Source organism: Micromonospora cremea (assembly GCF_900143515.1).
GTDB classification, from domain to species: Bacteria; Actinomycetota; Actinomycetes; order Mycobacteriales; family Micromonosporaceae; genus Micromonospora; species Micromonospora cremea.
In genome coordinates this window covers 609,368-621,639 of the sequence record NZ_FSQT01000001.1, presented here as the reverse complement: position 1 = coordinate 621,639, position 12,272 = coordinate 609,368, and the positions used below count along the sequence as shown (strand labels likewise).

Sequence of the window (12,272 nt, the reverse complement as noted above, 5' to 3'; positions counted from 1 at the left end):
GAACCATGGACACCGACCTCACCCGCCCGACCACCACCGGGCAGGCCGACCCGATCGACACCCTCCCGCCGACCTTTCGGTGGGGGGTGGCGACCTCGTCGTACCAGATCGAGGGCGCGGTGGCCGAGGACGGCCGGACGCCATCGATCTGGGACACCTTCTGCCGGGTCCCCGGGGCGGTGGCCAACGGCGACCACGGCGACGTGGCCTGCGACCACTACCACCGGATGCCGCAGGACGTCGCGCTCATCGCCGACCTGGGCCTGGACACCTACCGCTTCTCGGTGGCCTGGCCGCGGGTGCAGCCGGGCGGGCGCGGGCCGGCCAACCCGGCCGGGCTGGCCTTCTACGACCGCCTGGTGGACGAGCTGCTGGGCCGCGGGGTCGACCCGTGGGTGACGCTCTACCACTGGGACCTGCCGCAGGAGCTGGAGGACGCGGGCGGCTGGCCGAACCGGGACACCGCCTACCGGTTCGCCGACTACGCGGAGCTGGTCTTCGGCGCCCTCGGCGACCGGGTGAAGACCTGGACCACGCTGAACGAGCCGTGGTGCTCGGCGATGCTCGGGTACGCGTACGGCAACCACGCCCCGGGCCGGCGGAACCTGGGCGACGGGATCGCCGCGGCGCACCACCTGCTGCTCGGGCACGGGCTGGCGGTGCAGCGGCTGCGTGCGGCGGCGGCCACCCCGATCGAGCTTGGCCTGACCGTCAACCTGTCCACCGCCGACCCGGCCACCGACAGCGCGACCGACCGGGACGCCGCCCGGGCCGCCGACGGGCTGGGCAACCGGCTCTACCTCGATCCGGTGTTCCGTGGCTCCTACCCGCAGGACGTGGTGGCCGACCTGGCCGCCGAGGGGGTCCGCGTCCCGGTGCAGGAGGGCGACCTGGAGGTCATTTCGGCCCCGATCGACGTGCTCGGCGTGAACTTCTACTTCGGGCAGGTCCACTCCGGGGTGGACGAGCAGGGCCGGGACCGGGACGAGCACGGCAAGCCGGTGCGCCGGGTGATCCGCCGGGACCTGCCGCGCACCGCGATGGACTGGGAGATCGTGCCGGAGTCCTTCACCGAGCTGCTGGTCCGGCTGCACCGGGACTACCCGGGCGTGCCGCTGGTGATCACCGAGAACGGGGCGGCCTTCGACGACAAGCCGGACGCCGACGGGTTCGTGGCCGATGACGACCGGGTGGCGTACCTGACCGAGCACCTGCGGGCGGTGGCCCGGGCCCGGCAGGCCGGCGCGGACGTGCGCGGCTACTTCGCCTGGTCGCTGCTGGACAACTTCGAGTGGGCGTACGGCTACGACAGGCGGTTCGGCATTGTCCGGGTGGACTACGACACCCAGCGGCGTACGCCGAAGCGCAGCGCGCAGTGGTACCGCGACACTGTCCGGCGGGTGCGCGGGGAGCGCTGACCCGGCCGCTCGGGGCGGCCGCTCGGGATCTCCCGGGCGGCCGCACTGGCGTCCACCGTGCTTCATCGCGGAGAGAACGTCGAACGATCGAGTACTACCCAAACATTCCTCGGGCACCTGACGACACTTTCAGCACCGGAGGCAGCTTCGACGCTGGCCCGATTAATCAGAGCGCCCGAGTACCGCAACCCGGACCCATGCAGTGGTGCTGCTTGCGAGATATCGACAGCGCAGCCAGTCGGTGAGAAGGTGCCTTCCCGCCACTCCTTTGCCCCGCCGAGGGCGTGGAAGACGCAGATCTGGAGCTGCACCAGCGGGGCCAAGCAGAACCCTCCCGTCCTGAGCCGGGGCCGGGTCGGCGGCACTCCCGCCGCCGGGCCGGTGGCTCAGCGGGTCCGCGACCGGGGCCGCCGCGCCGTCAGCGCCGGCGCCAAGGTCACCCGGGCGGCCGGCTCGCGCGGCACGCCGCCGTCGCGCAGCAGCCGGGCCATTGGCAGGGTGGCCGCGCCCATCGCGACCGCGTCCGGTCCGAGCCGGCACAGCTCGATCGAGGTCTGGGCGTACGGCTGGCGCAGCGCGTGCCGCGCGGTGACCTCGCGGATCTGCGGCAGGTAGCGCTCGCCCAGGGCCAGGCCGGCCCAGCCGCCCAGCACCACCCGCTCGGGGTTGAACAGGTTCACCAGGTTCGCCACCCCAGCGCCGAGGTAGCCGACCGTCTCGTCGAGCACCTTGGCGGCGGTGCGGCTGGTGGCGCGCAGCAGTTCGCCGAAGGCGGTCTCCTCGTCGCCGCCGGTCGCCGGGCGACCGCGGTTGGCCTGGCGGAACCGGTCGAGCACCCCTTCCGCCCCGACGTACGCCTCGAGGCAGCCGAGGTTGCCGCAGCGGCAGCGGCGGCCCCCGTACACGATGGTGGTGTGCCCCCACTCGCCGGCGCTGCTGTGCGCGCCGCGGTAGCCCACGCCGTTGGCCATCACGCAGGCCCCGACGCCGGAGCCGACCAGGGCAACGACCGCGTGCCGGACGTCGCGGCCCGCGCCGAACCACATCTCGGCCTGGCCGAGGGTCTTCGCGCCGTTGTCGATGTGCACCGGGATGTCGGTGCCGGCGCGCAGCATGGCGCCGAGTGGCACGCCGTCCCAGCCGAGGGTCTGCGCGTGCACCACGGCGTCGGCGGCACGCTCGACGGTGCCGGAGACGGCGACGCCGAAGCCGAGCACCGCCGCCGGGTCGATGCCGGCCTGCTCGATCACCGCGGTGAGACCGTGCAGCAGGTGGTCGGTGACCTGCCGGGGGTCGGGCTCGGCGGCGGCGATCGGGTACTCCGCCTTGGCGAGGGCGGTCATCGCCAGGTCGAAAAGTTCGACCTGCACCCGGGTCTCGCCGACGTCGGCTCCGACCAGGTAGCCGTAGCCGGGGGCGACCCGCAGCAGCACCCGCGGGCGGCCGCCGTCGGACTCGACCAAGCCGGCCTCCTCGACCAGGCCCTCGGCGATCATCTCGCCGACCAGGTTGCTCACGCTGGCCAGGCTCAGCGCGGTGGACTGCCCCAGCTCGTGGCGGCTCAGCGGGCCGTCCAGCCAGATCCGGGTGAGCAGGACCGACCGGTTAGCACGACGCATGTCGCGCACGGTGGTGCGTCTGGCGTCCACGTCCGCCGCCATCCTCTCCCGGCCGCCCCGGCGGCCTGCTTCACACCGTGAACCAAGTGCTGACAGATTACTGCGCATTCACATTTAACAAAGTTAACTGCTTGCCTCCGGCGCATTGATCAGGAGGCATGTCATGCGACTTAGACGTGGGTTGACCGCCGCGCTCGGCGGCGTCGCGCGGCTCGCTACACCGGGCTCGCCGCCCCGCAGACCGCCTTGGTGGTCTGCTCCGCGCCGGCCTAGGCTAGGTCGCGTTTCAGAAGTCGTCGAGCTCTTGCATCGACCCGCTGTTGTCTACTGTGCCGATCATGAACTGTTGGGTGTGTGACAACAATGACCGGTTTGACGTGCTGCCGGAGTGGGAGCGGATCGCTGCAGATGAGTACTGGCGGGTGGCGCATGCGATCGACACTGCACTGCCCGGATGGCTGGTCCTCATCCCACGCAGGCATGTCACGTCCATCGCCGACTTGACCGATGCCGAAGCTGCGGACCTCGGCGCCTGGCAGGTGCGCCTGTCTCGTGCGTTGGGGACGGTGACTGGGTGCATGAAGACCTACGTGGCGCAGTTCGCTGAGAAGGAAGGCGTCAGCCACGTCCACTTCCACGTCGTCCCGCGGATGGCCGATCTTCCTGACGATCGGCGTGGCGGTGGGGTGTTCGGGTACCTGGATCCCTCACGCGAACTGCGCGTGGGCGACGAGCACAAGAGCGAACTCACGCTGGCGTTACGGGCACATCTCCAATCGGTGGGAATGGCTCGCAGTGCTACAGCCACTCATTGACCACGGCGACGTGGATGGTCGCCTGGTAGCGGACTGCGAGCTTGTCGTACCGGGTGGCCAGGCCGCGGTGGCGCTTGAGCCGAATGATGCCGCACTCGAGGACATGCGCTGCTTGTAGATCTCAGGGTCGAAGGACGGTGGCCGACCGCCCTTCGACCCCTTCTTGCGCCTGTTGGCGGCCTGATCGTCCTTGATCGGGATCGTCGCCTTGATCTCGCGCTTTCGCAGGTGCTCGCGGTTGGCGGCCGAGCTGTACGCCCTGTCGGCCAGGACCCGGTCCGGGCGGGTCCGCGGACGCCCACCCCCGGCCACGCGGCACCCGGATACGAGCCAGGACCCGGGTGAACTGGGGGCTGTCACCGCGCTGCCCACCGGTCACCACCACCGCGAGAGGTTTCTGGCCTTGCTCGCCGCCCAGGTGCAGCTTGGTGGTTAGCCCGCCGCGGGAACGACCCAGGGCGTGGTCGGCGGGTTCGTCCTCGATGCCGCCGGGCGGCTCCTTCTGCTCCTGCGGCCGGATCCGGGCGCCGGCGGCTTGCCGGTGAGCACGGGTGATCGTGGAGTCGACGCTGACGTGAGGCTCTCCAGGTTGGCGACCTCGCCACCCCGCACCCACCGGCAATCGAACACTTGTACGATGCGCTGGTGGAGGACGTGGCGGGACGCTGGTGGAACGGCATCTGGGGGCGCTTGGGCCGCCGGGATGTGTGGCTGACCCGTGAGGTCCGGTGGAAGGTCGTCGCCCGCGCCGGAGACAGCGAGAACGGCCGGGTGCTGCGCTGGGAGTTCGACACCGAGGCGGACGCCCTGGCGATGGTCAAGCGCCTCCTGGCCGTCGACGCGGGCGGCCAGTAGCGCAAGCAGGCCGGCGACAGCGCACCGTCTTCGCCACAGCAGGCATAGTCCGGTCGGCGGGGCGTCCCGCGGAGGACGCCCCGCCGGTCTCGGGGCTGTCAGGAGCTGCAGGTGTTGAGCATGCTCTGCAGGGCTGACTTCTCCGACGATTGCAGCTTCAAGCCCCAGTTGTACTTCACGGTGATCCACATTTTGCCGTAGGTGCACCGGTATGACGACAGGGACGGCTGCCAGGTGGAGGGGTCCTGGTCGCCCTTGGATTGGTTGACGTTGTCCGTCACCGCGATCAGCTGTGGGCGGCTCAGGTCGTTGGCGAAGCTCTGCCGGCGGCTGGTCGTCCAGGAGTTGGCGCCGGAGCGCCACGCCTCGGCAAGGGGTACGACGTGGTCGATGTCGACGTCGGAGGCCGCCGTCCAGGTCGCGCCGTCGTAGGGGCTGTACCAGCGGCCGGAGGTGGCGGCGCAGGAGCTGTCGACCACGACGGAGGTGCCGTCGCGCTTGAGGACCTGCTCGCGGGTGTTGCAGCTACCGCTGATCGTGACCCAGTGCGGGAACAGGTCCCGCGAGTAGCCGCTGGTGGAGCCCTGCGCCGCCACGGTCAGGGCGTTGAGCTGAGACTGGGCCGTCGCCTTCGACGGGATCCCGGGAGGTGTGGCCGACGCGGGCTGCGCGCTGACGCCGACCAGACCGGCGCCTGCGATGGCGGCGAGGACGACTGCGGCGGCGTGACGCGTGACGCGTGGGAAACGGGCTGAGACTCGGGTTACCCGCATGGGGGGCCTCCTCGGCACTGGGTGGACGGCAACCGTCTCTGACGAGCATGTCCATCGAAGGACGTGTTTGGGAAGGGGTGCGGAATCGGCGACAAAACTTCGAAGCGCTGCGCTGGCGTGCGGACACGAGCTGGGCGCACCCGGCAGACCTCGTCCTGCCTCTCGTTCCGCATGCCGCCATCGAGCGTTCGGCATCTTCCAGCGCCACCCCCGTACGCCCCTCAACCATGAGAGCGGAGGTGAGTGAAATTCGAGTTCGATGTCGTGGGTCGGTCCTGCGGTGACTCCAGCCCGCCGGCGTGTCGGCACCACCGAAGCGCTGCGTCCGCCGCTCACACCGATGCTGGCCAAGGCCGTCGACGCTGTCCCTGAGGCATCGGATCTGGCCTACGAGCCCAAGTGGGACGGCTGGCGGGCACTGGCCTTCCGCCGGCCCGACAGCGTGTACCTGCAGTCCAGAGCCGGCCGGGACATCACCACCTACTTCCCCGACATCACCCGAGCCGTCACCGAAGCCGTCGAGCCGGGTGCCGTCCTCGACGGCGAGCTGGTGGTGTGGGAAGGCGAGCGAACCAACTTCGCCCACCTGCAGCGACGAGTCACCGCCGGCGGCCAGCTCCCCGACATCGCCCGACGCCACCCCGCGCACTACGTCGTCTTCGACCTGCTCAGCACCCCACCGGGCCAACCACTACTGGACCGGACCCTGCACGAACGACGTGCCCTACTCACACAGCTACTCGCCGACACACCCGCCCAACTCACCCTGTCCCCACAGACCACCGACCTCGACCAAGCCGCCGAATGGTTGACCACCTGGACCGCCGCGGGCATCGAGGGCATCGTGATCAAACGCCTCGACGGGCGCTACGAACCCGGCCGACGAGGATGGCAGAAAGTCCGCGCCTACCGCACCACCGAAGCGATCATCGGCGGCGTCACCCCCAGCACCGACAACCCCGAGACCCTCCTGCTCGGCCGCTGCGACCAACACGGACGACTGCGCTACACCGGCCGAACCAACCCCCTACGACCCGCACAACGTGCCGAACTGGCCGCCCTGCTCACGCCCATCGACCCGACGGGGGCACACCCCTGGCCGCAACCCCTCCCCGCCGCGTGGACCGGACAACTCGACCGCCCCCAACCCCTCCCCTACAGCCCCGTGCTCCCCACCATCGTCGCCGAAATCGACGTCGACACCGCCTACGAACACCACCGGTGGCGACACCACGTCCGCTACCTACGCCCCCGCCTCGACCTCACCCCCGCCGACGTACCGCAGGCCGACCAGCGCCCCTGACCGCGGCTATAACCATCCGGTCGTCGGCGTACTCGTCGTGATCGGGTCTGTCTCGCTAAAGGTGTTTCCGGCGTCTTCGGTTAGTAGGTTTCGGCGGCCGGGAACCGGTCGCCGAAGGTGATCGAGAACGCGTTCAGGGCTGGCTTCCACCGCATCGCCCATCGTGCCCGCCCTTGCCCGGTCGGGTCCAGTGATCTGGTCACCAGGTAGAGGCACTTCAACGCGGCTTGCTCGGAGGGGAAGTGACCGCGGGCCTTGATCGCCCGGCGGTAACGGGCGTTCAGCGACTCGATCGCGTTGGTGCTGCAGAGCACCCGGCGGATCTCCAGGTCATAGTCGAGGAACGGGATGAACTCTTGCCAGGCGTTGTCCCAGAGCCTGATGATCGCGCCGTAGCGGGTTCCCCAGGTCTCGGCGAGTCGGTCGAACGCAGCCCGGGCCGCGGTGGCGTTGACGGCGGTGTAGATCGGTTTGATGTCGCGTTGCAGCGCCGGCCAGTCCCGTTTCGAGGCCAGCCGGAACGTGTTACGGATCAGATGGATGATGCAGGTCTGCACGATCGTCTGCGGCCATACGTTCGCGACTACCTCGGGCAGGCCCTTGAGCCCGTCGCAGACCACGAAGAACACATCCTTGACACCGCGGTTACGCAGGTCGGTCAGGACACTCATCCAGAACTTGGCGCCCTCACCACCCGAGCCGGCCCAGAGGCCGAGGACGTCTTTCTCCCCGTCGAGGGTGACCCCGATAGCGGCGTAGACCGGCCGGTTCGCGACTTGACCGTCACGCACCTTGACCACGATGGCGTCGATGAACACGGCCGCGTAGACAGCGTCGAGCGGGCGCACGGTCCAGTCGTTCATCTCCTCGATCACCTTGTCGGTGATCCGCGAGACCGTCTCCCGGCTGACCGAGGCGCCGTAGATTTCGGCGAAGTGGGCGCTGATCTCCCCGGTGGTCAAGCCTTTGGCATACAGCGACAGCACGATCTCGTCGACGCCGGTCAGCCGGCGCTGCCGCTTCTTGACGATCTGCGGCTCGAATGTGCCGGCCCGATCACGCGGCACGTCGATCTCGACATGACCCGTCGCGTCGGTCAGCACCGTCTTCGGCCTGGTCCCGTTGCGGATGTTGCCTGACCCAGCCCCGGCAGGGTCGCGCTTTTCATAGCCGAGGTGCTCAGTCATCTCCTCGCTGAGGGCGGTCTCCAGGACCGTCTTGGTGAACTGCTTTAGCAGCCCGTCCGGGCCGGTCAGCGACAAGCCCTGTTCCTTGGCCAGGCGCACCAGCTCCGCCGCGGCGGCTGCCTCCGCTGACGGCTGCGGTTCCTTCTTCCTCGCGGTCACGTCGTCCAGTGTCGTCATCAAGGCACCTTCCTCACCAGGCACAAGCCCGGCGGGTCAGGCCGGAAACACCCTTAAATCCACAGGCCCTCGTGATCTCCGAAGGGCCGGTTCCGCCGGTACGGCGACGGCTCGGGACCCGTCACAGAAGGGTTGGGTCTACCTCGGCGAGCGAGGTGACTCTCAGCCGCGGCTTGTGTTCCAGCCAGTGTCGGAGCCTCAAACAGGCAAGGTGCGGATTCACCTCGACATCTCCGTCGACGACATCGACGACGCTGTTGCCATGGTCATCAATCTCGGTGGCCGGTTCACCGGTGAACGGCACGACTATGACGAGGGTGTGGTCGTTGTCATGGCCGACTCGGAGGACCACGAGTTCTGCCTCGTTCAGTACTACAGCTGACGGTGGCGTACGGAGGCGCGCTCATCGGCAGATCCGTACGGTTCCGATACGAGCTGGCTTGTGCCGCGGCGCTGCTGGGGCCCTTAGGCTGGCGCCATGCCTGAGGAAGCTCCACATCAGAGTGACTCGCAGACGCAGCGCCGGGCTGAGGAGGAGATCGTTGCGGGGCTTGCCGCGTCTCTGGGTGTGGTCCTGACCAAGCCGGCGAGAATCGCTCTGTCTGGGGGTGTGTTCGTCGAGGTGGATGCGGCGACACCGGACATGGGTGTGGTGGTCGAGGCATACGCCCGGCAGGGCAGGTTGAAGGGGGCGCAGCCGAAGAAGATCGCGCAGGATGTGCTCAAGCTGGCTCTGCTCAAGCGGGAGCCCGGCTGGGAGGGCACCCGGACGATCATCGCCTTCGCCAGTCATGACGCACGCGACTCAATCTCGGGCTGGCTCGCCCGGGCAGCTGCGGAGTTCGGCGTCGAACTGTTCGTCGTGGAGATTCCTGAGGCGCTTAGGGCACGGATTCTGAACACTCAGCGCCACCAGGTCATGGTCAACGCGAACTTGCTCGCGGACGACCTAGTGGTGCAGACGGACGTCGATCGTTGACGTCATTGCAGGGCTGGGCGCTGGCCTGGCCAGGTTCGGGTGAAGCTGGTCGCGAGATGCGGCACCAGATCGTCGCAAGTTCGGGCAGCACAATCTAGGTCGGGTAGGCGCACCGGCGGCTGCGGCTGATTGCGCGACGGTAGGAAAGACATGCGCCGTTCGGGTGCCCGGGCCCGGTCCGCCCATCCCGAAGCCCTACTGGTCTGCTGCCTCATGTGGGTGACTCTGCCCTCGCCAGTCCGGCCGGAGCGGAATTGGAGCGAACCAGGGCGCCGCGCCGTCATCGCCGCCCGAGGGTCGCCTGCGAGGCCAGGTCGCCTTTCCGACAGCGTCGGCACCGTCCGGAGAGCGCCGCCAGGGAGCAGCCCCGAGTAGCATCGCGAGCAAGCCGAAGCCCCCTCGACGTGCCCGCCTCGCACCCCATGCCGGCGCCCAACCGGCCATCCAATCACCACGGGATAGTGGTTCAACACCGCAATCGATCACGCCAGTGGTACCGGTTTGTCCACACCGCTTCGGCGACCAGCCACGCAGACGACGGCGCTCAACGGGCACCGGCATCAAACACCGTGGGGAGGATGACAGTGGAGAGACGTCGACGTGCCCTGGTGTGGGCCGGAGCGTCAGCCACCGCGCTCACAGTCACCGTGATGTCCGCGTACTTCCTCTCGGTCGGCCTCGACGAGGCCGACAAGCTGGCATCGTCGATCGGGGCCCTCATCGGAGTCGCCGGGCTCGGCGCAACCGCGTGCGGCTTGCTTATGGGCCGCAGCGACGGAAACCGTAGCGACAGTGCGGCACCCGCTACAGACCTCGCAGAGGGAGGTGCCATGTCAACAACTCGTGGGGCCCGCGACTTCACCGTCCACATGAATGCGGAGGTCAATGACCACGGGCGGGTGTTCCAGTCCGCACGCGACCAGCACATCGAAGAACGGTGATCCGGGTATGACGACCGCCGACCGCGATCCGCCGACCGAGACCACCGTGCATCTCCACGCCCGCGTTGACGGCACCGCTCGCGCCTATCAGGTCGGGTACGGCACCCAGGTCATCCACCACCACTATCCGGCGGAACTAGGACGCAAGCCGCTGGATCCGGCCAACCTCCGGCTCTGGATCGATCGCATGGCCGCCGACTACCGCGACCTCATCTCCGCGGGTCGGCGACCCGCTCGTCGCCGGGAAACCGCCACCCAGGCCAACCGGCTCGCCTCGATCGCCGGCAGCGTGGCCGGCGCACCGGGCCGGACCGACCCAATGACGGTGCTGCGTCACTTCCTCGCGGCCGGCGCAGCACAATACCTGTTCCGGACCGGCCCTCTGCCGCAGAACGCGCTTCCCGAACACATTGTCCTGGACTTCACGGTCTTCGCGCTCTGGCCGGTCGTGCAGGCACCGTCGCTGCCAGATGGATGGGAAGTGGAACTCGCGGAAATCACCTCGCCCCGGCTGGCCAGACTGGTGGCGCGAGCCCGCATCGGGCATGCCCGCCAGCCCGAGGCGACCATGCAGGCCTTCGCGCGCGAGATCGCGGACAAGCCGTTCGCACACGGGGTGCTGAGCCTGCTCGAGGACTTCAGCGATCCTCGTCTCGGCGGCGCCTACCTCACTCCGCTGGCCCTCGCCGCCGGCTACCCCGCGCCACCCCGGGAGACCAGCGCGAGGAACATCTTCACATGGTTCCTCGCGGGGGCGGCGGCCGGCCTCGGCATCGCCACGGTCGATCACACGGTCGATCTCGTCTGGGAGTGGATGCGCAACCGACAACACAACCCGCTGACCCAGGTGTTCGAGGAAGCCGTCGCCGGTACCTCGACGAATGGTGAACAGACCATTCACGGCGGCCGTCGGCTCGCCCCCGACAGGCAGGGCGACGGAGCCAACCTAATCGACAACATCATCGACGAACTGTTTCATTGACCCCCGTCTTCCCGCTCGTCCCCGACAACCGCCGGGCGTCGACGCACCCCTTTGGAGCAGCCGATGGATGCCATCGTCGCGTTCTTCGCAGACCTCGGTACGACACTGCTCATCGCGGCCGGGCTTTGGATCGTGGCACACGCCTTCCTCACGCTGGTCACACTCGGCAACGTGGGCCTTCTCCGCATGCTGCTGCGACTCCGCAAGGTCATAGCCGCCGCGCCGTCCGGAGCCTCGTTCCATTGCCGAGACGGGCAGGTGTCGATGATCTATTACGACCGCGCCCGAGACGAGGACCGCAGCGTCGACCTGTGGCGGTTCCCCCGGCCCTCCCTGCTGCGCTGGTCTGGACGGCCGAGGCGCTCCCTTACCGCGGTCCGGCGACGGATGAACACCGAAATTGCCTGGCGCGCAGCGCTTCTCTGCCTGGTGGCGGTACCGCTCGTGGTGGGCACCAGCTGGCTCGCCGTCACCGTGCAGTGGACGTGGATCTACCTCACCGTCCTGCTCCTCGGCCACCACGCATTCACGGCGTACTCGCAAAAGTTCTTCATCGTCAAGCCCGGCACGATGTTCCTCGCCACTGGCCTGCTGCTGATAGATCGGACGAACTGGTGGAATTTCTCCACTGTCACCCTGACGACGATCTACTTTGTCTGGGGTCTGCTGACCTTCGTCGTGCTGACCTGGCTGGTCCGCGGCGAACGCGCCGAAGCCGCCTCGCGGCGGTCCGCTGTGGGGACGCCCGCGCCGGCACGCTGAGCCAAGGGCTTGATCCGGGGCTTGCATCCGGTACCTAAAGGACGTCTCGTAACTCGCTGAAGGTGTTGCCCCGTCGGGGCTGGCGGTTCAGCCGGTGAGGATGATGTTGTGGAGATGGGCGATGCCGGAAGCAGCGTCGGTCAATGTGTGGGCGGCGCGGCGGTAGTCGCGCAGGATCTTGGAGCACTTCATCCTGGCCAGGGCGTGTTCCACCTGTGCTCGGACGGTGCGGTGCTGTCTGTTCAGGTCGGCCTTCCACTCGGGTAGCTCGCTGCCGTCGGCTGGCTTGCGGTACGGGATGATCACCTCTGGGTTGCCGCGGTAGGCGCCGTCGGCCATGACCGGCCGTCCGGCCAGCTTCTGGTCGATGCCGCTGGTGCGGTAGACGATGGTGATGCCCCTATGTTTGTCAAGGTGGTTCCTGGGGTTGTCCTGGCTCTGTTGCGTTGAGCGTTGGCAAG

The 12,272-nt window shown here is 68.6% G+C and carries 12 protein-coding genes and 2 pseudogenes; 9 read left to right on the top strand and 5 right to left on the bottom strand.

The genetic code is table 11. From position 1 onward, the window contains the following. Positions 1-5 precede the first annotated feature (5 nt). A complete protein-coding gene (locus BUS84_RS02765; protein WP_074308475.1) occupies positions 6-1,418 on the top strand; it encodes a GH1 family beta-glucosidase in 1,413 nt (470 codons plus the stop codon). A gap of 386 nt (positions 1,419-1,804) precedes the next feature. Here the strand turns inward: BUS84_RS02765 and BUS84_RS02760 are convergent, their stop codons facing one another. Next, positions 1,805-3,037, bottom strand: a complete 1,233-nt coding sequence (locus tag BUS84_RS02760) for an ROK family transcriptional regulator (RefSeq protein ID WP_244298345.1) — start codon at positions 3,035-3,037, stop codon at positions 1,805-1,807. A gap of 338 nt (positions 3,038-3,375) precedes the next feature. Between BUS84_RS02760 and BUS84_RS02755 the strand changes: the two genes are divergently transcribed. Further along, the gene (locus BUS84_RS02755) at positions 3,376-3,852 is read left to right on the top strand and encodes an HIT family protein (RefSeq protein WP_074311963.1); all 477 of its coding nucleotides are present in this window, start codon (positions 3,376-3,378) and stop codon (positions 3,850-3,852) included. Here BUS84_RS02755 and BUS84_RS02750 read toward each other — a convergent pair. Continuing rightward, positions 3,836-4,426 (bottom strand): annotated as a pseudogene (locus BUS84_RS02750) (IS5 family transposase); the annotation flags it as partial. The gene BUS84_RS02755 and the pseudogene BUS84_RS02750 sit on opposite strands and share 17 nt — an antisense overlap. A gap of 71 nt (positions 4,427-4,497) precedes the next feature. Here BUS84_RS02750 and BUS84_RS02745 point away from each other — a divergent pair. Next, positions 4,498-4,707 carry a hypothetical protein gene (locus BUS84_RS02745; protein ID WP_244298344.1) on the top strand — a complete coding sequence of 70 codons (210 nt, stop codon included), beginning with the start codon at positions 4,498-4,500 and terminating at the stop codon, positions 4,705-4,707. A gap of 98 nt (positions 4,708-4,805) precedes the next feature. Here the strand turns inward: BUS84_RS02745 and BUS84_RS02740 are convergent, their stop codons facing one another. Beyond that, positions 4,806-5,480, bottom strand: coding sequence for an HNH endonuclease family protein (locus BUS84_RS02740; protein ID WP_074308471.1), 675 nt, complete (start codon positions 5,478-5,480; stop codon positions 4,806-4,808). A 280-nt stretch (positions 5,481-5,760) separates the two neighbouring features. Between BUS84_RS02740 and BUS84_RS02735 the strand changes: the two genes are divergently transcribed. Then, entirely contained in the window at positions 5,761-6,783 is a 1,023-nt protein-coding gene (locus BUS84_RS02735) for an ATP-dependent DNA ligase (RefSeq protein WP_244298343.1), read from the top strand. Positions 6,784-6,863: 80 nt separating this feature from the next. Here BUS84_RS02735 and BUS84_RS02730 read toward each other — a convergent pair whose 3' ends face one another. Next, positions 6,864-8,147 (bottom strand): IS256 family transposase, encoded by a 1,284-nt coding sequence (locus tag BUS84_RS02730; RefSeq protein WP_074308469.1) that lies wholly within the window; start codon positions 8,145-8,147, stop codon positions 6,864-6,866. Between BUS84_RS02730 and BUS84_RS02725 the strand changes: the two genes are divergently transcribed. From BUS84_RS02725 to BUS84_RS02705, 5 genes are all read left to right on the top strand, one after another. Continuing rightward, positions 8,056-8,529, top strand: a complete 474-nt coding sequence (locus tag BUS84_RS02725) for a VOC family protein (protein WP_244298342.1) — start codon at positions 8,056-8,058, stop codon at positions 8,527-8,529. The genes BUS84_RS02730 and BUS84_RS02725 overlap by 92 nt on opposite strands. 96 nt (positions 8,530-8,625) lie before the next feature. After that, a complete protein-coding gene (locus BUS84_RS02720; protein WP_074308467.1) occupies positions 8,626-9,126 on the top strand; it encodes a hypothetical protein in 501 nt (166 codons plus the stop codon). Positions 9,127-9,776: 650 nt separating this feature from the next. After that, positions 9,777-10,067, top strand: coding sequence for a hypothetical protein (locus BUS84_RS02715; protein ID WP_143728174.1), 291 nt, complete (start codon positions 9,777-9,779; stop codon positions 10,065-10,067). A 7-nt stretch (positions 10,068-10,074) separates the two neighbouring features. Further along, positions 10,075-11,049 (top strand): hypothetical protein, encoded by a 975-nt coding sequence (locus tag BUS84_RS02710; RefSeq protein ID WP_074308463.1) that lies wholly within the window; start codon positions 10,075-10,077, stop codon positions 11,047-11,049. A gap of 63 nt (positions 11,050-11,112) precedes the next feature. Continuing rightward, positions 11,113-11,811 carry a hypothetical protein gene (locus tag BUS84_RS02705; RefSeq protein ID WP_074308461.1) on the top strand — a complete coding sequence of 233 codons (699 nt, stop codon included), beginning with the start codon at positions 11,113-11,115 and terminating at the stop codon, positions 11,809-11,811. Positions 11,812-11,898: 87 nt separating this feature from the next. Here the strand turns inward: BUS84_RS02705 and BUS84_RS02700 are convergent. Then, positions 11,899-12,204 (bottom strand): annotated as a pseudogene (locus BUS84_RS02700) (transposase family protein); the annotation flags it as partial. Between the last annotated feature and the right edge of the window lie 68 nt (positions 12,205-12,272).

Coding starts and splice junctions, on each gene's coding strand:
- BUS84_RS02715 (WP_143728174.1), top strand. CDS start 9,777: ATGTCCGCGTACTTCCTCTCGGTCGGCCTCGACGAGGCCGACAAGCTG.
- BUS84_RS02730 (WP_074308469.1), bottom strand. CDS start 8,147: ATGACGACACTGGACGACGTGACCGCGAGGAAGAAGGAACCGCAGCCG.
- BUS84_RS02755 (WP_074311963.1), top strand. CDS start 3,376: ATGAACTGTTGGGTGTGTGACAACAATGACCGGTTTGACGTGCTGCCG.
- BUS84_RS02765 (WP_074308475.1), top strand. CDS start 6: ATGGACACCGACCTCACCCGCCCGACCACCACCGGGCAGGCCGACCCG.
- BUS84_RS02760 (WP_244298345.1), bottom strand. CDS start 3,037: ATGCGTCGTGCTAACCGGTCGGTCCTGCTCACCCGGATCTGGCTGGAC.
- BUS84_RS02740 (WP_074308471.1), bottom strand. CDS start 5,480: ATGCGGGTAACCCGAGTCTCAGCCCGTTTCCCACGCGTCACGCGTCAC.
- BUS84_RS02720 (WP_074308467.1), top strand. CDS start 8,626: ATGCCTGAGGAAGCTCCACATCAGAGTGACTCGCAGACGCAGCGCCGG.
- BUS84_RS02710 (WP_074308463.1), top strand. CDS start 10,075: ATGACGACCGCCGACCGCGATCCGCCGACCGAGACCACCGTGCATCTC.
- BUS84_RS02705 (WP_074308461.1), top strand. CDS start 11,113: ATGGATGCCATCGTCGCGTTCTTCGCAGACCTCGGTACGACACTGCTC.